We start from the raw sequence: 19,382 nt of genomic DNA on the forward strand, positions 1-19,382 counted from the left end.
CTCCTGCTGGTGGGCTCAACTCGGAAGGGGTGCCCTGGGGTCGCGGGGCGGTGGCAACACCACGCCCTCGCCGGGCTCGAGCACCCGGTGGCCGCGCTCGCGCAGCACGCGCGCCTCGTCGGCGGACGCGTAGTGGTAGAGGGCCAGGCGGGCCAGCAGTTCGGGACTGTACTCGCGCTCCAGGTCGTCGATGCCGGAGTGCGAGGGGTTGCCGTGCAGCGCGCAGTCGTGGGCGATGAATTCCCCGGCGTCGGCATAGTACGCCAGCACCTCGGGGATCGGCCGCGTGTCACCGGTGTACACGAAGCTGCCAGGAAGACGCAGGCCCCAGGCCGTTTCCGGCTGGTGATGGCGAACCGGGAAGACCTCGAACCAGTGGCGCTCATGCCAGAAGCCGCTGCGCACCGGCACCAGCTGGAACGCGTCCCAGAAATTCGCGCCACCTTCGGCGAGGACGCCGGGGTAGTCCGCCACCCGCGCCTGCAGGTGGGGCAGCACCGTGACGGGCACGTACAGGCGGATGCGCCCGCGCCGCGACTCGTCGAAGAACGCGTCGACGAACAGCCGCTCCATCCCCGCGACGTGGTCGAGGTGGACATGGGTGATGAACACGGCGCCGGGCGGCTCGCCGTAGGCCTCCAGGTAGGCGGTCATCGCCTCCTGGCCACAATCGATCATCAGCAGCGGCGAGGACCCGCGCTCGACGACCGCGCAGGCCGAGCCCAGTTCCACCGCAGAGGCGTTGCCGACGCCGAGGAAGCGCAACTTCCAGTCCATCAAGCCTCCCGTCCGATTGCAGCCAGATACCCCTCGCGCAGGCTGGCAAACCCCACCTCGACGCCCGGGGAGTCCGGTGCGAGCTTGCGCAGGGACCGTTGCAGGCGACGCAGGTTGCGTTCGCCGAAACCGCTGGAACCGTCCCGGCTGCCACGATCGAAGTCGATCAGCCAGACCCGGTCCTCGCGATCAAGCAGGATGTTGTGCGCATTGAGATCGGCGTGATCCACGCCAAGCCGGTGCATGCGGGCGATCGTCGCGCCGATGCGTGTCCACGGCGGTGGGCCTTCGCCGTCCGGCAGGCGCTGCGCCAGGCTGCGCGCCCCGGGGATGCGCTCGACGATCAGTGCCGCGGTGTAGGTCAGGCCACGCCGCTGGTACATCGCGGCCAGTGGCGGGGGAACCGGCATGCCCTGGCGTCGGAGCCAGTCCAGCAGCCGGAACTCGGCGATGCTGCGCGTGCGCGCCTCGCCCCGCCACAGGTAGCGCTCCCGGCTCACGCGCGCGGCCATTCCGCCGCGACGGTAGTGGCGAAGCACGCCATCGATCCCATCGAGCTCGACGAACCAGGCCGCGCCGCGCCCCCCCTCGGCGACCGGACGGGCCCGTTCGCCGAGCCCGCTGGGCGAAAACAGTTCCGGCCCGGCTTGCGGCAGGCGCGCGGCGTCGAACACAATCGCTCCGACGCCACCCGCGCCCTGGACGCGGATCCTCTCCTCCGTCACCGCATCATTGGCTGGGCCTGTGGGGACTTGCATCACGGCAGTCTAGCAACCCCGTCGCCCAAGTCGGCCAGACCCCGGAGCACCGTGAGCCAGACCCCATCGATCTGCCTGCTGCGCCTCTCCGCCCTGGGCGACGCCACCCACGTGGTGCCCGTGGTGCGAACGCTGCAGCGGCAACTCCCCGGGTGTCGGCTGACCTGGGTCATCGGCCCGGGCGAGGCGAAGCTGCTCGCCGGCCTGGAGGACGTGCGGTTCGTGGTCTACGACAAGCGCAGCGGCCTTTCCGGCATGCGCGCGTTGTGGCGGGAACTGCGCAAGGAGCCCTTCGACGTCCTGTTGCAGATGCAGCTGGCGGCCCGGGCGAACCTGCTGGCCGCGGGCATCCGGGCGCGCCGGCGGATCGGCTACGACCGCGCCCGCAGCAAGGAAGGCCACGGCCTGGTGGTCAACGAACGCATCGACCCGGGTGGCCAGCACGTGCTGGACGTGCTGGGCCGCTTCTGCGAACCGCTCGGCGTCCGCCAGGACCGGGTGGAGTGGAACCTGCCGCTGGCCGCCGCCGAGCGCGAATGGGCCGCCGGCCACCTCGCCCCCGGCCGCCGCTGGTTGCTGGTGTCGCCGTGCTCGAGCCACAGGCTGCGCAACTGGTCGGCCGAACGCTATGCCGCGGTCGCCGACCACGCCGTGTCCCGGGGCTGGAGCGTGGCGATCTGTGGTGGCCGCAGCGAGCTCGAACGCGTCACCACCGACGCGATCCTCGCCGCGATGTCCCAGCCCGCGCTCGACCTGGTGGGCCGGGACACCCTCAAGCAGCTCATTGCGCTGCTCGAGCGCGCCGATGCCGTCATGGCCCCGGATTCGGGGCCGGTGCACATCGCCAACGCGGTGGGGACGCCGGTGCTTGGGCTGTACGCCTGCACCGACCCGACCCGCAGCGGGCCCTATTCCAGCCTGGAATGGACCATCGACCGCTACGACGCAGCCGCGCGACGCTTCCTTGGCAAGCCCGGCAGCGCCCTGCGCTGGGGCAAGCGGGTCGAGTTCGAAGGCGCGATGGACCTGATTGCAGTCGAGGAAGTCATCGAGCGCTTCGACGCGTTCGCCGCGACTCAGGCACCCTTGCCCGCGCCGTAGTCCTGGTAGGACTTCTCCTCGACGTAGGTCGAACCCAGCGCCTGGTTGATCTCGCGCTTGATCCGGGCACGCTCGTCGTTCTCGAAATACACCGAACGCGCCAGGCGGATGAACTCCTCGTCGAAGGCCTGGGCCTTCTCCTTGACGCGGATGTCGTCCTCGATGACCCACAGGCGCTCATTGACCGCCTTGAGGCCTTCGCGCAGCCGGGCGATGTCCACCGAAGCGGCGCCGAGCCCATCCAGGTGCGCTCCAGGGCCTGCAATTCACGGCGCACGTTGGCCAGCTTGGCCTCGTCGGACATGCGTTCTGACTTGATCTGGAGGATGGCGATCTTGTCGAGCAGTTCGCCAAACGACACCGGTACTGAAATTTCGCTCACTTCGGGCTCCCAGCCATGCTTGCGCCGCCTTGAACTGCCGCGGCCGAGTCCGTATTATGCCGTGCTCGACCCGGAGAGGTGGCAGAGTGGTCGAATGTACCTGACTCGAAATCAGGCGTGCCTTAACGGGCACCGTGGGTTCGAATCCCACCCTCTCCGCCAACACCCAAACGCCCCCGCTCGCGGGGGCGTTTGCTTTGGCCTGCCTGCCGGGCCCGGACCGACGTCGCTTCGTCCTTGCCGCGGCCGGCACGCGACCTGCATCATGGGCATCCTGCGTTGTCCCCGATAGCAGCGCCCAACGGGCGCACATGACTGGATACCCATGATCGAGTTCGGCCACCTCAGCCACGTGGGACTGCGACGAGAGCTCAACGAGGACACCTACTACGCCAATGCCGACCTGGGGCTGTGGCTGGTGGCCGACGGCATGGGCGGCCATGAGTTCGGGGAAGTGGCCAGCGCGCTGGCGCGTGAGGTGATCGTGGAAAAGGTCCGCGGGGGCGAGTCGCTCGACCTGGCGATCCGCAGCGCCGACGAAGAGATCATCCGCCACTCCCGCCAGCGCCGCGAGGCACTGCCCATGGGTACGACCGTGGCCGCCGTGCGCATCCTCGACCGCCGCTTCGAGGTGGCCTGGGTTGGCGACAGCCGCGCCTACGTCTGGAACGGCCAGCTGTGCCAGCTCTCGCAGGACCACAGCTACGTGCAGGAACTCGTCGAGCGCGGGGCGATCACCGCCGAACAGGCGCGCAGCCACCCGCACCGCAACGTGGTCACCCAGGCACTGGGCGTCACCGGCACCGACGACCTGGAAGTCGAGACGATCAGCGGCCGGCTCGAGCCCGGCATGCAGCTGTTGCTGTGCAGCGACGGCTTGACCGAGGAAGTCGGCGATGCCGACATCGCCCGCATCGTCGGTCGCACCGACCTGTCGGCCCAGGAATGCGTGGACCACCTGGTCATGGCGGCACTCGAACACGGCGGCAGCGACAACATCACCGTCGTACTGCTGCGCGCGTCCTGATCAGTCCGGCTGCAGCGTCGACCACAACGCCTCGCCACCGGCCTTCCTGGCGATCGACGCCAGTCGCTCCTGGTGGCGCCCGATGTCGGTCGTATCGGCGCGCAACACCTTCCCCGCCACCTGCGGGACCTCGAGGTCGATGAACACGGGGCTGGCGGCCTCGTCGGCGCCAGCATCGAATCCGAGTTCGCTCTGGCCGGAAGTCAGCGCCAGGTAGACCTCGGCCAACAGCTCGGCGTCGAGCAGGGCCCCGTGCAGCTTGCGGTGCGCGTTGTCGACGCCGAGGCGGCGGCACAGGGCGTCAAGGCTGTTGCGCTGGCCGGGGAAGCGCTCGCGCGCCATCGCCAGGGAGTCCAGCACCATCGCCCGGTCGGTCACCCGCCCCCACTGGGGGCCCAGCAGCGAGAGTTCGTAGTCGAGGAAGCCGACGTCGAACACCGCGTTGTGGATGACCAGCTCCGACCCCTCGATGAACTCCAGGAATTCCCGGGCGATCTCCGGAAAGCGGGGCTTGTCCGAAAGGAACTCGCGGGTCAGGCCGGTCACCTCCTCCGCCCCCGGCTCCATGTCGCGGTCGGGGTTGAGGTAGTAGTGGAAATGCCGCCCGGTGGGCCGGCGCTCCAGCATCTCCAGGCAACCGATCTCCACCACCCGGTTGCCCTTCTCCCAGGACAGCCCGGTGGTTTCGGTATCCAGCACGATCTGCCGCATGTCAGCGCACCCCGACGCCGGGCGCATCGCGCAACTGCTCGGCCGCTGTGCGCGCCAGCTCGTCCACGCGCTCGTTGTCCGGGTCGCCGGAATGGCCCTTGACCCACTGCCACTGCACCTGGTGCGGCTGCGCGGCGCGTTGCAGGCGTTGCCACAGGTCCTGGTTCTTCACCGGCTCGCCGCCGGAGGTTTTCCAGCCGCGACGCACCCACCCGGGCAGCCACTCGACGAAGCCCTTCTGCACGTACTGGGAGTCGGTGAACAGCTTGACGCTGCACGGCTCCTTCAAAGATTCCAGGCCCTGGATCGCCGCCATCATCTCCATGCGGTTGTTGGTCGTGTCCAACTCGCCGCCGACCAGCTCGCGCTCGCGGCCGTTGAAGCGCAACAGCGCCGCCCAGCCCCCAGGACCGGGATTGCCCAGGCACGCGCCGTCGGTATGGATCTCGATGGATTTCACTGGTTCGGGTTCCGTTTCATCCGGGGCTGGCGCTCGCACCCAGCGGCACGGGTCGACGCCGCAGGCGCAGTGGCGTCAGGCCGTGCTCGCGGCGCCGCGCGAGCAGCAGGTTCGAGGAACGCAGCATCGGCAATCGGGGCGTGCGGGTGTCGGCCAAGGCGTCGCGGGCCCGCCACCATACGCCAACCGGACGGCAGGCGTGAACCTCCAGGCCCGCGGAACGCAGCATTCGCGAAACCTGCGCACCACTGAACGCCTGCAGGCCCTGCCGCGCCCAGCGCAGATGGAATGGACTGAACGGGTTCAGCGCAAGCACCAGCATCGTGCCGTCGGGTTCGAGCGTGCGCGCGCATTCGGCGACCAGGCCGGCTGGATCACGCGCGCACTCCAGCGCGTGCAGCGAGAACACCAGGCTCATGCTCGCCGAGCACACCGGCAGTCGCGATTCGTCGGCTCGGAACTCTCCCTCCAGGCCCTCCGGGCCCAGCCAGGTATCGTGCAGCGTGTGCAGGCGATGCCCCTGCAACTCACCGGGGAGCGGTTGGCAGCCCCGCACCAGCAACCCCCGGCGGCCGAAGGCACCCTCGAGTTCCGGAGCCGCCTGGCGCATCTCCTCACGCACCACTTGCTGAACAGCTGGCTTACGAAACCAGGGGCAGGCGGAATGCTCGAGTTGACGGGCGGAAGCGCTGGCGGGCATGTTGGGGATTGTGCGGGAAAACCCCGCCCCGCAAAACAAGCCTTCCATGCCCCTGACCCTCCATGCCCTGCCGGCACTGTCCGACAACTACATCTGGCTGCTCGTCGACGAGCGGGGCCGGGCCCTGGTCGTGGATCCCGGCGAGGCGGCACCGGTATGCGACCTGGCCTCCAAGGGCATCACTCCGGTGGCGATGCTGCTGACCCACCACCACCCCGACCATATCGGTGGTGCGGACGGGATCCGCGAAAGGTGGCCACTGCGCTGCTATGCACCCGAGGATCCGCGCATTCCCCACGCCGACGAACGCGTCGGTGAAGGAGACCGGGTGGAGATACCCGAGCTCGGACTGGGTTTCGACGTCATGGCCACGCCCGGCCATACGCTCAGCCATGTGGTGTTCCACGGCCACGGCCACCTGTTCTGCGGCGACACGCTGTTCTCGCTGGGCTGCGGTCGACTCTTCGAGGGCACGCCCGCACAGATGCTCGATTCGCTCGATCGCATCGCTGCACTGCCCGGGGAATATCGCGTGTGCTGTGGCCACGAGTACACCCTCGACAACGCGCGCTTCGCGAAGACGGTCGACCACGGCAATGCGGCCCTCGACGCGCGTATCGCCGAAGCCACCCGGCAGCGCGGGCGCGGCCAACCCTCCCTTCCCTCGACACTGGCCAGCGAATGCGCCGCGAATCCGTTCCTCAACGCCGACCGTCCGCAGATCCGGCAACGCCTGGCCCAGCGCGACGGCAACGACGTGGAAGACCGCCTGGATGCATTCGCGCGCTGCGCGCCTGGAAGGACGACTTCAGGGCATGAGCACGACGCATCGGACCCGGGCCTGGCGGACACTGCTCGCCGGTACGCTGCTGGCCCTGCTCACCGCGGGCTGCCAGACCGCAGGCCCCGTGGCACCAACGCTCCCGCAGGAAACCCAGGCACCTCCCCGGGCCGCCGAAGCGGACACCCGCGTGGCCGAGGGCGAACGCAAGCCGCGACGGCGACGTGCGACGCCACGCCCGGCCGCCCCGGCCCCGGAGCCGCTCGTCGTCGCGGCGACGGACGTCATGGCACGCCTGCGCCAGCAGCTCGACGACGACACCTGCGACGGCGGCGAGCGCGCGCGGCACTGGCAGCGCCGCTACGCCGGCAGCCCGGCGCGTTTCGCCACCCAGATCGAGGGCGTCCTGCCCTTGCTCGCCTTCGTCCTGGAGGAAATCGAGGCGCGCGAACTGCCCGGCGAGTTCGCCTTCATCCCGATCGTGGAGAGCTGGTACCGCCCCGAGGCGGTGGCAAGCGGTGGCCCGGCGGGCATGTGGCAGATGATCCCGGCCACCGCGCGCGGCAACGGCATCCTCATCACCGAAGGCTACGACGGGCGATTCTCGCCGCTCGACGCGACCCACGCCGCGCTCGACCACCTGGCCGACCTGCACGAGCGCTTCGGCGACTGGCGACTGGCGGCAATGGCCTACAACGCCGGCGAGTTCCGCATCGCCCAGGCCATCCGCAGCCATGGCAGCGAACTGGTGGCCTCCGGCGAATCCCGCCAGCCGACCGGCCTCGCCAGTACGACGTACGAATACATCAGCAAGATCAAGGCGCTCTCCTGCCTGCTCGCGGGCCCCGGCCAGCGACGCATCCCGCTGCCTGATTCACTGATGGTGGAACGTCTGGCGGTGGTCGATGTCGAGGAGTTCAGTGGCCGACTCGACACGGTAGCTCGCGTGCTCGACCTCGACGAAGCCACCGTGCGCATGCTCAATGGCGGATACCGCAACGGGCGCATCGACGCGCGCTCACCGCAGCGCCTCCTGCTGCCGATGCAGGCTGCGCACGGGCGACCCGAACTGCCGGGACTCCTGGCCGAGCATGCGGCGCAGGCCGTTCCTGCGCCCAGCAGCGTGCCCTCCGCGACGGTGGCCGCAGCCGGTGGCCGCTACACCGTCCGGCCCGGAGATACGCTCTCGGTGATCGCCAGGCGCCACGGACTCGCCCTGGCCCGCCTGCTCAGCCTCAACGGACTCTCCGCCCAGTCCATCATCCGCCCCGGGCAGGTGCTGAAACTGGAACCCTGAGCGCGCAGGCGTCAAACTTCACGCTGTTGGGCACGGCCACCGCCGGCCCCGGCACCTCAGCACACCATTCGGGAGGCAACATGGGTTTTCTTCAGGGCAAGCGGGCGCTCATCGTCGGCGTCGCCAGCCAGCGCTCGATTGCCAGCGGCATCGCCGAGGCGATGCACCGGCAAGGCGCGGAACTGGCCTTCACCTATCAGACCGACAAGCTCAAGTCGCGTGTCGAAGCCTGTGCCGCAGACTGCGGCTCCGACATCGTGCTGCCGCTCGACGTGGCCGAGGATGCGCAGATCGATGCCGTCTTCAAGGCCCTGGGAGAGCGCTGGAGCGACGGCTTCGACATCCTCGTGCACTCGGTCGGCTTCGCCCCGCGCGAGACGCTGGAAGGCGGTTTCCTGGACAACCTCACCCGGGAGAACTTCCAGATCGCGCATGACGTCTCCGTGTACAGCCTCGCCGCGCTGGCCAAGGCCGCGCGGCCGATGATGCAGGGCCGAAAGGGCTCGATCCTGACGCTGTCCTACCTCGGGGCGGAGCGCGCGCTGGCGAACTACAACGTGATGGGCGTCGCCAAGGCCGCATTGGAGTCCTCGGTGCGCTACCTGGCCATGAACCTCGGACCCGAGGGCACCCGGGTGAACGCGATTTCGGCGGGTCCGATCAAGACCCTGGCCGCGTCAGGCGTGGGCAGCCTGCGCAAGATGCTTTCGCACGTGGAGCAGTACGCCCCGCTGCGTCGCAACGTGACGATCGATGACGTCGGCAATGTCGGTGCGTTCCTGTGTTCCGACCTGGCCGCCGGCGTCACCGGCGAGGTGACCTACGTCGACTGCGGGTACAGCATCCTCGGGATGACCGGCATCGACGTCGACTGAGCGGGCCCGATGCGGTGCCTCGACAGGCGCCGCGATACCCAGAAAAAAAGCCCGGCATCCGCCGGGCTTTTTCATCGCTGCGACCTGTGCGTCACAGGCGGCTTTCAACCACCTCGACCGGGTACTGCTGGCGCAGTGCGTCGACGAAGGCCCGCGCCTCGATATCGGCCCGGGCACGACCCAGCTGCATCCGCAACTGGGCACGCTCGGCGGGATCGATCACCAGGTCATCGCCCCGGGAAACGGCATGCAACTCGACGAGTGCGAAGTCGCGTTGGCCGAGCCGTGCCAGCGTCAGCGATCGCTCGCCCTCCTGCGGACGCGGCATGGAGAACACCGTTTCCACGATCGTGCGATCGATGCCTGCACCCGTGCGGGCCACGTCCTCGCGGCGCTGGGCCTCGTTGCCCGCCTGCCCGGCAAGGTCCTCGAGCGCCGCGCCGTCGCGGGCCGCGGCCAGCAGCGCGTCGGCCGCTTCCTGGGCCGCCGCAGCAGCGCGCTCGGCCCGGATCGTCTGCTCGACCTCCTCGCGGACCTCGGCCAGCGGCCGCGGCTCGGACGGACGATGCTCGGCCACCTGGATGACGACCATGTGGTCGGGCGCGATCTCGATCGCACCGCTGACCTCGTCGCCGGCCAGCATCTGGGAAGCGAAGGCGTTTCGCAGCACTTCCGGATGCGAGGTGATGCCGTCGCCGCCGTCGCGCCCGAAATGACCGGTGCGCTGGATTTCCAGGCCCATCTCGTCGGCTGCCGGCGCCAGGGAGGTGCCATCCCGGTAGACCAGGTCCATCAAGCGGCCGGCGCGGTCGCTGAACATGCGCTCGCGCTCGCCCGACAACACCTCCGCCTCGATTTCGTCGCGCACGTCCTCGAAGGCCACGCTCTCGCCCTCGCGGATCTCGCGCACCAGTACCAGGTGGTAGCCGTCGATCGTGCGGATCGGCCCGGCCACCTCGCCTTCGGATGCCGCGAACAGGCCTTCGTCGAATTCACTCCCGAACGTGCCGCGTTCGATCCAGCCAAGGTCACCGCCCGTGTCGGCCGAACCGCTGTCGTCGGAATGCTCGCTCGCCACGGCTTCGAACTCCGCTCCGGCCTCGAGCTCGGCCTTGAGCGCATCCGCCCGCTCACGCGCGGCCTGCCACTCCGCGTCGTCCGCCGACGGGTCCACCGCCAGAAGGATGTGCGAGGTGAGGCGCTGCTCCTCGGTGCCATAGCGCATCCGCTGCTCCTCGAAGCGCTGGCGCAGGGTGTCCTCGGAAATCGTCGTGGGCACCGTCAGCTCGCTGCCCCGGACCTCCAGGTATTCGATCGCCACGGTCTCGTCGGTGCGGTACCGGTCCTGGTTGCGCTCGAACCAGGACTCGACCTCGCTTGCCTCGAGCTCGGCCACTTCGAGCTCGGGAGCCTGGATGGCGAGGTAGCTGAAGTCGCGGCGCTGGTCACGCAGCCGCAGCAGGACATCCACCTCGGCATCGGTCGCGAACGCGGTCTCGCCGATCTCGGAGGGAATCAACTGGCGCATCATCTCCGCGCGCAGGCGCGCATCGAACTGGCCGGGCGAGAGCGGAGGCTGCTGCGTGCTCAGGACCTGGCGATAGCGGTCCGGGTCGAATTGCCCCTCCACCTGGAAGGCCGGGATCGCGCGGATCTCCGCGGCCACCTGGGCGTCGGAAATGACCAGGCCGTCTCGCTGCGCAGCGATCACCAGCAGTTCTTCCTCGATCATCTGGTCGAGCAGTTGCCGACGAACCGCCGGGTCTTCGAACATCGACCCGTCGTATTCCTCGCCCATGACCTGGCGCATCTGGATGCGGGCCTGGTCGAGTCGGCTCCGGTAGGCCTGCTCGCTGATCTCGCGCGTTTCCCGGCCGATCGGACCCACGCTGTACCACTTGCCGGGCAGCTGGATGCGGGCCACGTTGGTATCGACCGTGGCACTGAAGTAGTTGCCGATGCCGAAGAATGCGAACGGAATCGCAAGCAGCACCACGATGACGACGGCCACTTTGCCGCCGGTCACTTTGTCGCGCAGTTTCAGGAGCATGGTTGTCTAGGCCCGTCGGTGCGAGGCCCGGCAGCGACCGGGCTGGTGGACAAAAAAAGAGGGCGCCTTTGTCGGGCGCCCTCTGGATAGTGGCGGAGTGGACGGGACTCGAACCCGCGACCCCCGGCGTGACAGGCCGGTATTCTAACCGACTGAACTACCACTCCGCGCTTTGAACTTTTTGGTGGGTGCTGAGGGTTTCGAACCCCCGACCCTCGCCTTGTAAGGGCGACGCTCTACCACTGAGCTAAGCACCCCTTACGTGCGAGCCGCTTAGTTTACGGCATCCTTGAGGGCTTTGCCAGCCTTGAAGCCCGGAACCTTCGAGGCCTTGATCTTGATGTTCTCGCCGGTGCGCGGGTTGCGACCGGTGCGCGCGGCGCGCTTGCGAACCTGGAAGGTGCCAAAGCCCACGAGGGTGACGGTGTCGCCCTTCTTCAGGGCCTTCTTGATGACTTCGACCACTGCGTCGACGGCATTGCCGGCGTCGGTCTTGGACAGCTCGGCGGTATCGGCCACCGCAGCAACAAATTCGGCTTTGTTCATTATTGACTCCCTGAGCGGATTCCCCGCGATCGTAACCAACCGGACTCCCCCCTGTGCCTTACCCGGCGGTTCGTCCGATCGACCTAGGCCGCGGTGTGGTGTCGCCACCAACACCGCGGTGCCCACGTTTTATACCAGTGCCCCTCAGGGCGTGCAACACGAAAATTCCCCGGAACGCTAGGAATTTCGCGGGTTTCAGCCCATCCAACCGCAACGCGCTTGTCAAGCCCCGGCACGACCCGCGAGGATCCGGCCTCAATGGGGCCGGACTTCCTTGCCGCCCTGACGCCCCTTGGACTTCGATCCCGTGCTGTCTTCGCCGTCGGACGACGGGCCCGCGGCGTCAGCGGACGCTCCAGCGCCACGTCAAGCACCTGGTCTATCCACTTGACCGGAATGATCTTCAGGTCGCGGGTGACGTTCTTCGGAATGTCCGCGAGGTCCTTCTCGTTCTCCTCCGGGATGATCACCGTGGTGATGCCCCCGCGCAGCGCGGCGAGCAACTTTTCCTTCAGCCCGCCGATCGGCAGCACCCGGCCGCGCAGCGTGATCTCGCCGGTCATCGCCACGTCGGCGCGCACCGGCACCTTCGCCAGCGCCGAGACCAGCGCGGTGACCATGCCGATGCCGGCACTCGGGCCGTCCTTCGGCGTGGCGCCCTCGGGCACGTGCACGTGCAGGTCGAGCTTCTGATGGAAGTCCTCGGGCAGGCCCAGCACGTCCGCGCGCGCGCGCACCACGCTCAAGGCCGCCTTGACCGACTCCTGCATCACGTCTCCCAGCTTGCCGGTCAGGGTCAGCAGGCCCTTGCCCGGGACCGGAGTGGCTTCGATCTGCAGCAGCTCGCCACCCACCTCGGTCCACGCCAGGCCGGTGACCAGGCCGATCTCGTTGGCCTGCTCGGCGCGGCCGAAGTCGAAGCGGCGCACGCCCAGGTACTTGTCGAGGTTCTTGGACGTCACCGCCAGCGGCTTGCGCTTGGCGGACTTCTTCTCCGGCTGCGGGCCGGCCAGTGCGATTTCCTTGACCACCTTGCGGCAGATCTTGGCGATCTCGCGCTCCAGCCCACGCACGCCCGACTCGCGGGTGTAGTAGCGGATGATGTCGCGGATCGCGCTCTCCGCGATGGCGAGCTCCTCCTCGCGCAGGCCGTTCGCCTTGAGCTGCTTGGCGAGCAGGTAGCGCGTGGCGATGTTGATCTTCTCGTCCTCGGTGTAACCGGGGATCCGGATGACCTCCATGCGGTCGAGCAGCGGCCCGGGGATGTTGAGCGAGTTCGAGGTGGCGATGAACATCACCTCGGAGAGGTCCAGGTCGACCTCGAGGTAGTGGTCGGCGAAGGTGTTGTTCTGCTCGGGATCGAGCACTTCGAGCAATGCCGAGGACGGGTCGCCACGGAAGTCCATGCTCATCTTGTCGATCTCGTCGAGCATGAACAGCGGATTCTTCGTGCCGGCCTTGGACAGGTTCTGCACGATGCGGCCCGGCATCGAACCGATGTAGGTGCGACGGTGGCCGCGGATCTCGGCCTCGTCGCGGACTCCGCCCAGGCTCATGCGGATGAACTTGCGGTTGGTGGCCTTCGCGATGGACTGCCCCAGCGAGGTCTTGCCCACGCCCGGCGGCCCGACCAGGCACAGGATCGGCCCCTTCATCTGCTTCACCCGCGCCTGCACGGCCAGGTATTCCAGGATTCGGTCCTTGACCTTCTCCAGGCCGTAGTGGTCGGCGTCGAGCACCTCCTCGGCGGCCTTGAGGTCGCGACGCACTTTGGACTTCTTCTTCCAGGGCACCCCGACCAGCCAGTCGATGTAGTTGCGCACCACCGTGGCCTCGGCGGACATCGGCGACATCTGCTTGAGCTTGTTGAGCTCGGCCTTGGCCTTGGTCGCCACGTCCTTGGGCATGCCGGCCTCGGCGACCTTCTTCGCCAGTTCCTCGAGCTCGTTGGGGACGTCATCGAGCTCACCGAGCTCCTTCTGGATCGCCTTCATCTGCTCGTTGAGGTAGTACTCGCGCTGGCTCTTCTCCATCTGCGACTTCACCCGGCCGCGGATGCGCTTCTCGAGCTGCTGCACGTCGATCTCGCCGTCGACGAAGCCGATCAGCATCTCCAGGCGCGCGCCGATGTCGATGGTCTCGAGCAGCTTCTGCTTGTCGGCCAGGCGGATCGCGAGGTGCGCGGCGATCGTGTCGGCCAGGCGACCCGGCTCCTCGATGCCCGACAACGTGGTCAGCAACTCGGGCGGCAGCTTGCGGTTCATCTTGACGTACTGCTCGAACAGCGACAGCAGCGAGCGCATCGTCACCTCGACCTCGCGCTGCTCGCCGGCGGTCGTGGAGTCGACCACGTCGGCGGTGCCGGTCAAGGCACCTTCGTTCTCGGAATAGCCCTGCATGCGCACGCGCGACACACCCTCGACCAGGACCTTGATCGTGCCGTCGGGAAGCTTGAGCAGCTGCAGGACATGCGCCAGCGTGCCGAACTCGAACAGGTCCTTCGAGCCCGGATCGTCGACGTCGGGGCTGGTCTGGGCCACCAGCAGGATCTGCTTGTCGGACTCCATCGCCTGCTCGAGCGCGTGCACCGACTTCTCGCGACCCACGAACAGCGGGATGACCATGTGCGGATAGACCACGACATCGCGCAGCGGCAGGACCGGCAGTTCGAGGCGGGTGGAAGTGTTCTCGGACATCTTGTTCTCCTGGTGCCGCCAGCGCGGGACCTCTTGACGCCGGCAGTCTCGCCGGCCCTATGGGTTCAGGTTATGGGGGCCGCGCCGACAGCTTGCAAGAAGCAAAAGAAACCCGGCGCGAAGACCGGGCCGGGTTTCTTTTGCATCAATGACTTGCGCGTGGCTTTCGCGCCTGGCAGCCCGGAACGCTACTCCGAGGCGGCCTTCGGCTGGGCCGGCGCGCTTTCGTAGATCAGATAGGGCTCGGCCTGGTTGTTGATGACCGATTCATCCACGACAACCTTGGAGACATTCTCCAGCGACGGCAGCTCGAACATCGTGTCGAGCAGCACCGACTCCAGGATCGTGCGCAGGCCACGGGCACCGGTCTTGCGCTTGAGCGCCTTCTGGGCGATCGCCGCCAGCGCGTCGGGCCGGATCTCCAGCTCGACGTCCTCCATCTCGAACAGCTTGCGGAACTGCTTGGTAACCGCGTTCCTGGGTTCGGTGAGGATCTTCACCAGCGCTTCCTGGTCGAGCTCCTCGAGCGTGGCGACCACCGGAAGGCGACCGACGAACTCGGGAATCAGCCCGAACTTGATCAGGTCCTCCGGCTCGACCTCGGCCAGCAGCTTGCCGGTCTCCAGCTTCGCGTCCTTGGCCTTGACCTTGGCGCTGAAGCCGATGCCGCTGGCGTCCGTGCTGCGCTGCGCGATGATCTTGTCCAGCCCGGCGAACGCGCCGCCGCAGATGAACAGGATGTTCTTGGTGTCGACCTGCAGGAACTCCTGCTGCGGGTGCTTGCGGCCGCCCTGCGGCGGCACCGAGGCCACGGTGCCCTCGATGAGCTTCAGCAACGCCTGCTGCACGCCCTCGCCCGACACGTCGCGGGTGATCGACGGGTTCTCGGACTTGCGCGAGATCTTGTCGATCTCGTCGATGTACACGATGCCCTGCTGCGCCTTCTCGACGTCGTAGTCGCACTTCTGCAGCAGCTTCTGGATGATGTTCTCGACATCCTCGCCAACGTAGCCCGCCTCGGTCAGCGTCGTCGCGTCGGCGATCGTGAACGGCACGTTGAGCAGTCGCGCCAGCGTCTCGGCCAGCAGCGTCTTGCCCGAGCCGGTCGGACCGACCAGCAGGATGTTCGACTTCGCCAGCTCGACCTCGTCGTTCCTCTGGCGGCTCTCGATGCGCTTGTAGTGGTTGTACACGGCCACCGAAAGCGTGCGCTTGGCGCGCGGCTGGCCGATGACGTACTGGTCGAGCACGTCGAGGATCTCGCGCGGCTTGGGCAGGTGGCTGCGCGCGGCCTGCGCCTTCTCCTCGAGCTCCTCGCGGATGATGTCGTTGCACAGTTCCACGCATTCATCGCAGATGAACACGCTCGGGCCCGCGATCAGTTTGCGAACCTCGTGCTGGCTCTTCCCGCAGAAGGAGCAGTACAGGATCTTTCCGCTGTCGCTGGAACGGCCCTGGCGGTCGTCGGTCATGCTATGGAAACCTGAATGGAGTCAGTCGGATCGCAGAATAACATAGCCCGTGCGAGCGCCCGGTCGCCACCGACGAACGGTGGGACGGCACCCGCAGGGTCCGTGCGAGGGGGTGGGACCGGCCCGGGGGCCGGGGCAGCCTGCTGCCTCAGGCTGCGTCCTTGGGCCGCTGCTGCAGCACCTCGTCGATCAGGCCGTAGTCGCGGGCCTGCTCGGCGCTCTTGAAGTTGTCGCGGTCGGTGTCGGCGGCGATCGTCTCGATCGACTGGCCGGTGTGCTCGGCCAGGATGCCGTTGAGGCGGTCCTTGAGGAACAGGATCTCGCGGGCATGGATGTCGATGTCGCTGGCCTGGCCCTGGAAGCCGCCCAGCGGCTGGTGGATCATGACCCGCGAGTGCGGCAGCGCATAGCGCTTGCCCTTCGCGCCAGCCGCCAGCAGCAAGGAACCCATCGAGGCCGCCTGGCCGACGCAGATGGTGCTCACGTCGGGCTTGATGAACTGCATCGTGTCGTAGATCGCCATGCCTGCGGTGACGATGCCACCCGGCGAGTTGATGTACAGGCTGATGTCCTTCTCGGGGTTCTCGGCCTCGAGGAAGAGCAGCTGGGCCACGATCACGTTCGCGACGTTGTCGTCGATCGGTCCGACCAGGAAGATCACCCGCTCCTTGAGCAGGCGCGAGTAGATGTCGTACGCGCGCTCACCGCGGCTGGTCTGCTCGACCACCATCGGAACCAGGTTCAGGCCTACCGGCGCGTTCATCATGTTTCTCTCCAGGGGACTCGTCATACAGGGATGATACGCCGGCCTTACTGACCCGGACGCATCACCTCGGCGAAGCTCTTCGACTCGGTCGTCACGTCGGCGTGCTCGGTGATCCAGTCGATCACCTGCTCCTCCATCACCCGCGACTGCAGGCCCTGCATCAGGCGCTGGTCCTGCCGATAGAGGTCGATGACCTGCTGCGGCTCCTCGTAGGTCGAGGCGATGAGCTGAAGCGTCTCGTTGAGGCGCTTGGGGTCCAGGCGGATCTCGTTCTGGCGGGCCAGTTCGGTCACCAGCAGGCCGGCCGCCACGCGCTTGCGCGCCTGCGGCAGGAAGGTGTCGTCGTTGATCTTGACGTCGCCCTGGCCCTGCTCGGCGGCCTGCTTCTCGGCCTGGCGGGCCAGGCCGCGCGCCTCGGCTTCGATCAGCTTGTTCGGCATCTCGGTGCCTTCGTGCGCAGCCACCAGCTTGTCGATGACCTCGGCGCGCAGCCGGTTCATCAAGGTGCCGCGGAGTTCGCGCGAAAGGTTCGAGCGAACCTCGCTGCGGAAGGTCTCGATGTCACCACCGGCGATTCCGAAGCTCTCGACGAAGGCCTGGTCGACCTCGGGGATCTTCGGCTCGGCCACGCGCACCAGCTTGACCTCGACCGAAGCCTTCTTGCCCGCCAGCTTCTCGACACGCCAGTCGGCCGGGAACTCGACTTCGGTGGTCCTGGACTCGTCCTTGGACATGCCCTCGAGCACCGACTCCATGGCCGGCAGCATGACGCCTGCGCCGATCACGGTGGTGCCGCGGTCCACGCCCTCGGCCGGCACGCGCTCGCCATCGGTGGTCGCGACCATCTCGATCGACACCAGGTCGCCCTGCTTCGCCGCACGCTCCACCGGCTCCCACGATCGGCGCTGCTGGCGCAGCGTGTCGATCATGTTGTCGATGTCCTCGTCGCTGATCTCGGCGGTGACCTTGGTGATCTTCAGCGTCGACACATCGATCTTGCCGAAGTCCGGGACGATCTCGAAGGTGGCGGTGAAGCTGAACTCGCCGTCCTTGCTCTGGCCATCGGTCTCGATATCGGGCTGGCCCGCCGGGCGCAGGCTCTCGCGCTGCAGCGCCTCGTTGAAGCTGCGGCCGATCAGGTCGGACAACACCTCGCTGCGGACCTGCTGGCCGTAGCGCTGCTCGATCACCTTGGCCGGCACCTTGCCCGGGCGGAAGCCCTTGAGCTTGGCGGTTCGACCGAGGTGGCGCAGGCGCGAGGAGACCTCGCCGTCCAGCTTCTCGGCGGGCACGCTCACCTTCAGGCGGCGCTCCAGGTTTGAGACGTTCTCAACCGAAACTTGCATGTCTACTCCTGCGATGCCCCGCGATCGGTGTCGCGCGGCCAATAAAAAACCCGTGGAATCCAGTCGTCATCCCGCGCGCCTTCCTGGACGGATGGTGCGAAAGGAGAGACTCGAACTCTCACGGGTTGCCCCACTGGAACCTAAATCCAGCGCGTCTACCAGTTCCGCCACTTTCGCACGCCGCGCTGGGTCGATCCAATGGGAAGATGGTGGGCCGTCTAGGATTCGAACCTAGGACCTACTGATTAAGAGTCAGCTGCTCTACCAACTGAGCTAACGGCCCGAAATCTTCCCGCCGGAGCGGCTGCGACGCGGCATTATGCCGCATCTTTGAACTGGGGTGGAAGACGGGACTCGAACCCGCGACCCTCGGAATCACAATCCGATGCTCTAACCAACTGAGCTACATCCACCGACGAAACTGTGTGCCTGGCCAACCAACCGATCGCCTGGCTTCCCGCGGGTGGCGCGCCCGACAGGAATCGAACCTGTAACCGTCGGCTTAGAAGGCCGATGCTCTATCCGGTTGAGCTACGGGCGCCGGTTGTCCACCTGCAAGCCACGTACTTTACCGGAAGCATCCGCCCCCGTGGGCCATCCAACCGCCGCGGCCTGTAGCGCCGGCCCTGGCGACTGGTCGGGGCAGAGGGATTCGAACCCCCGACATCCAGCTCCCAAAGCTGGCGCTCTACCAGGCTGAGCTATACCCCGGAGGAATCGAATTCCGAAACACCCGAAGGCGCCCCGAAGAGCAGAAAAGTCTAGTGTTCCCGGGCGAGCCCGTCAACGAGAGAATTCCTGCCCCGCAAAAACAAAAGGAGTGCCGAAGCACTCCTGTTGCATCTCTGGCGCGCCCGGAAGGATTCGAACCTCCGACCCCCAAGTTCGTAGCCTGGTGCTCTATCCAGCTGAGCTACGGGCGCTGCGAGGAGCGGAAGTATGGACAACCCCTCCCCGATCGTCAACACCCCCGGCGAACTTTTCTTCAGCTTTTTGCTGCTCTTCTACCCTGATCCGCCCACAGGGCAAGGCCAGGCGAGGGAGAGTGAGGGGCGAGCACCACCGCTTACGAAGCACCGCTTCGTGGTGGCGCGCAGCGCCCGCGCGCTGGCGCGGGCAGGAAACCCCGAACTCGCAGCCAACGAAAAACGCCGCCCGAAGGCGGCGTTTTGAAGTATGGCGGAGAGTGAGGGATTCGAACCCTCGATAGAGCTATAAACCCTATACTCCCTTAGCAGGGGAGCCCCTTCAGCCGCTCGGGCAACTCTCCGTGAAGCAGTCCCGGCGCGAGCCGGGAGGTGCGCAAGGATAGCCGACGCGTACCGCGCTGGCAAACCTCAATCCGCGGACGGGTCCCTGGGGCCCGCGTCCCCGTCGCGCTGGATGCGCTGGTAGATCTCTTCGCGGTGCACGGCGACATCCTTCGGCGCCGTGATACCGATCCTGACCTGATTGCCCTTGACGCCCAGGACGGTCACCGTCACGGAATCGCCAATCATCAGGGTTTCGCCTACGCGACGCGTAAGAATCAACATGCCAAGTCTCCTGGCCCGGTTCGTCCGTGCGTCCCGGTCACTGCCGGAACGTCCGGTCGCCGATGTGTTCGGCGGTCCCCTGTCGCGACATCGCGACGTGGA

16 protein-coding genes, 10 tRNA genes and 3 pseudogenes are annotated in these 19,382 nt (G+C 67.3%); 7 read left to right on the plus strand and 22 right to left on the minus strand.

Annotated features, from left to right (window positions below; genetic code table 11):
* Positions 1-15: 15 nt before the first annotated feature.
* Positions 16-777: an MBL fold metallo-hydrolase gene (locus FU658_RS02030; protein WP_147890563.1), complete on the minus strand. Its 762-nt coding sequence runs from the start codon at positions 775-777 to the stop codon at positions 16-18.
* Positions 777-1,535: a 3-deoxy-D-manno-octulosonic acid kinase gene (locus FU658_RS02035; protein WP_147890564.1), complete on the minus strand. Its 759-nt coding sequence runs from the start codon at positions 1,533-1,535 to the stop codon at positions 777-779. Before FU658_RS02035 ends, FU658_RS02030 begins: the two co-directional genes overlap by 1 nt.
* A gap of 51 nt (positions 1,536-1,586) precedes the next feature.
* Here FU658_RS02035 and FU658_RS02040 point away from each other — a divergent pair, with 51 nt between their 5' ends.
* Positions 1,587-2,636, plus strand: a complete 1,050-nt coding sequence (locus FU658_RS02040) for a glycosyltransferase family 9 protein (RefSeq protein ID WP_255505348.1) — start codon at positions 1,587-1,589, stop codon at positions 2,634-2,636.
* On the opposite strand, the pseudogene FU658_RS02045 reads toward FU658_RS02040, so the two are convergent.
* A pseudogene (locus FU658_RS02045) lies at positions 2,612-3,018 on the minus strand (DUF6165 family protein). The gene FU658_RS02040 and the pseudogene FU658_RS02045 overlap by 25 nt on opposite strands.
* 72 nt (positions 3,019-3,090) lie before the next feature.
* Between FU658_RS02045 and FU658_RS02050 the strand changes: the two are divergent.
* Positions 3,091-3,180, plus strand: a tRNA-Ser gene (locus FU658_RS02050).
* A gap of 163 nt (positions 3,181-3,343) precedes the next feature.
* A complete protein-coding gene (locus FU658_RS02055; RefSeq protein ID WP_147890565.1) occupies positions 3,344-4,045 on the plus strand; it encodes a PP2C family protein-serine/threonine phosphatase in 702 nt (233 codons plus the stop codon).
* On the opposite strand, the gene dnaQ is transcribed toward FU658_RS02055, so the two are convergent.
* From dnaQ to FU658_RS02070, 3 genes are read right to left on the minus strand one after another with little or no spacing between them, the layout of a single operon-like run.
* A complete protein-coding gene (gene dnaQ, locus FU658_RS02060) occupies positions 4,046-4,756 on the minus strand; it encodes a DNA polymerase III subunit epsilon (RefSeq protein ID WP_147890566.1) in 711 nt (236 codons plus the stop codon).
* Between the two features lies 1 nt (position 4,757).
* Positions 4,758-5,216 carry a ribonuclease HI gene (gene rnhA / locus FU658_RS02065; protein ID WP_147890567.1) on the minus strand — a complete coding sequence of 153 codons (459 nt, stop codon included), beginning with the start codon at positions 5,214-5,216 and terminating at the stop codon, positions 4,758-4,760.
* 16 nt (positions 5,217-5,232) lie between these two features.
* A complete protein-coding gene (locus tag FU658_RS02070) occupies positions 5,233-5,838 on the minus strand; it encodes a methyltransferase domain-containing protein (RefSeq protein ID WP_187265864.1) in 606 nt (201 codons plus the stop codon).
* Between the two features lie 130 nt (positions 5,839-5,968).
* Between FU658_RS02070 and gloB the strand changes: the two are divergent.
* The 3 genes and pseudogenes from gloB to FU658_RS02085 all read left to right on the plus strand — a co-directional run bounded on the left by gloB (position 5,969) and on the right by FU658_RS02085 (position 8,869).
* Positions 5,969-6,735, plus strand: a pseudogene (gene gloB, locus FU658_RS02075) (hydroxyacylglutathione hydrolase).
* A complete protein-coding gene (locus FU658_RS02080; RefSeq protein ID WP_147890569.1) occupies positions 6,732-7,994 on the plus strand; it encodes a transglycosylase SLT domain-containing protein in 1,263 nt (420 codons plus the stop codon). The pseudogene gloB and the gene FU658_RS02080 overlap by 4 nt, the downstream one beginning before the upstream one ends.
* 80 nt (positions 7,995-8,074) lie before the next feature.
* Positions 8,075-8,869 (plus strand): enoyl-ACP reductase FabI, encoded by a 795-nt coding sequence (locus FU658_RS02085; RefSeq protein ID WP_147890570.1) that lies wholly within the window; start codon positions 8,075-8,077, stop codon positions 8,867-8,869.
* 91 nt (positions 8,870-8,960) lie between these two features.
* Here the strand turns inward: FU658_RS02085 and FU658_RS02090 are convergent, their stop codons facing one another.
* The 14 genes and pseudogenes from FU658_RS02090 to FU658_RS02155 form a co-directional block, all read right to left on the minus strand.
* Positions 8,961-10,919, minus strand: coding sequence for a SurA N-terminal domain-containing protein (locus FU658_RS02090; protein ID WP_147890571.1), 1,959 nt, complete (start codon positions 10,917-10,919; stop codon positions 8,961-8,963).
* A gap of 90 nt (positions 10,920-11,009) precedes the next feature.
* Positions 11,010-11,086 (minus strand) — tRNA-Asp (locus FU658_RS02095).
* Positions 11,087-11,101: 15 nt separating this feature from the next.
* Positions 11,102-11,176, minus strand: a tRNA-Val gene (locus tag FU658_RS02100).
* A 16-nt stretch (positions 11,177-11,192) separates the two neighbouring features.
* Positions 11,193-11,465 carry an HU family DNA-binding protein gene (locus FU658_RS02105; RefSeq protein ID WP_147890572.1) on the minus strand — a complete coding sequence of 91 codons (273 nt, stop codon included), beginning with the start codon at positions 11,463-11,465 and terminating at the stop codon, positions 11,193-11,195.
* A gap of 296 nt (positions 11,466-11,761) precedes the next feature.
* Positions 11,762-14,161, minus strand: a pseudogene (lon, locus tag FU658_RS02110) (endopeptidase La); the annotation flags it as partial.
* 188 nt (positions 14,162-14,349) lie between these two features.
* Positions 14,350-15,633: an ATP-dependent Clp protease ATP-binding subunit ClpX gene (clpX, locus tag FU658_RS02115; RefSeq protein WP_147890573.1), complete on the minus strand. Its 1,284-nt coding sequence runs from the start codon at positions 15,631-15,633 to the stop codon at positions 14,350-14,352.
* A 148-nt stretch (positions 15,634-15,781) separates the two neighbouring features.
* A complete protein-coding gene (clpP, locus tag FU658_RS02120) occupies positions 15,782-16,396 on the minus strand; it encodes an ATP-dependent Clp endopeptidase proteolytic subunit ClpP (protein WP_255505349.1) in 615 nt (204 codons plus the stop codon).
* Between the two features lie 47 nt (positions 16,397-16,443).
* Positions 16,444-17,745, minus strand: a complete 1,302-nt coding sequence (tig, locus tag FU658_RS02125; RefSeq protein ID WP_147890575.1) for a trigger factor — start codon at positions 17,743-17,745, stop codon at positions 16,444-16,446.
* Positions 17,746-17,837: 92 nt separating this feature from the next.
* Positions 17,838-17,922, minus strand: a tRNA-Leu gene (locus FU658_RS02130).
* 30 nt (positions 17,923-17,952) lie between these two features.
* Positions 17,953-18,028, minus strand: a tRNA-Lys gene (locus FU658_RS02135).
* 53 nt (positions 18,029-18,081) lie between these two features.
* Positions 18,082-18,158: transfer RNA gene (locus FU658_RS02140), tRNA-His, on the minus strand.
* A gap of 51 nt (positions 18,159-18,209) precedes the next feature.
* Positions 18,210-18,286, minus strand: a tRNA-Arg gene (locus tag FU658_RS02145).
* A gap of 93 nt (positions 18,287-18,379) precedes the next feature.
* Positions 18,380-18,456 (minus strand) — tRNA-Pro (locus tag FU658_RS02150).
* Between the two features lie 135 nt (positions 18,457-18,591).
* Positions 18,592-18,668, minus strand: a tRNA-Arg gene (locus tag FU658_RS02155).
* A 16-nt stretch (positions 18,669-18,684) separates the two neighbouring features.
* Between FU658_RS02155 and FU658_RS02160 the strand changes: the two genes are divergently transcribed.
* A complete protein-coding gene (locus FU658_RS02160) occupies positions 18,685-18,918 on the plus strand; it encodes a hypothetical protein (RefSeq protein WP_147890576.1) in 234 nt (77 codons plus the stop codon).
* Positions 18,919-18,922: 4 nt separating this feature from the next.
* Here the strand turns inward: FU658_RS02160 and FU658_RS02165 are convergent.
* Positions 18,923-19,015, minus strand: a tRNA-Ser gene (locus FU658_RS02165).
* Positions 19,016-19,082: 67 nt separating this feature from the next.
* Positions 19,083-19,280, minus strand: a complete 198-nt coding sequence (gene csrA / locus FU658_RS02170; protein ID WP_147890577.1) for a carbon storage regulator CsrA — start codon at positions 19,278-19,280, stop codon at positions 19,083-19,085.
* Between the last annotated feature and the right edge of the window lie 102 nt (positions 19,281-19,382).

Origin of the sequence: Alkalisalibacterium limincola (assembly GCF_008017755.1) — a bacterium.
GTDB classification, from domain to species: domain Bacteria; phylum Pseudomonadota; class Gammaproteobacteria; order Xanthomonadales; family Xanthomonadaceae; genus Alkalisalibacterium; species Alkalisalibacterium limincola.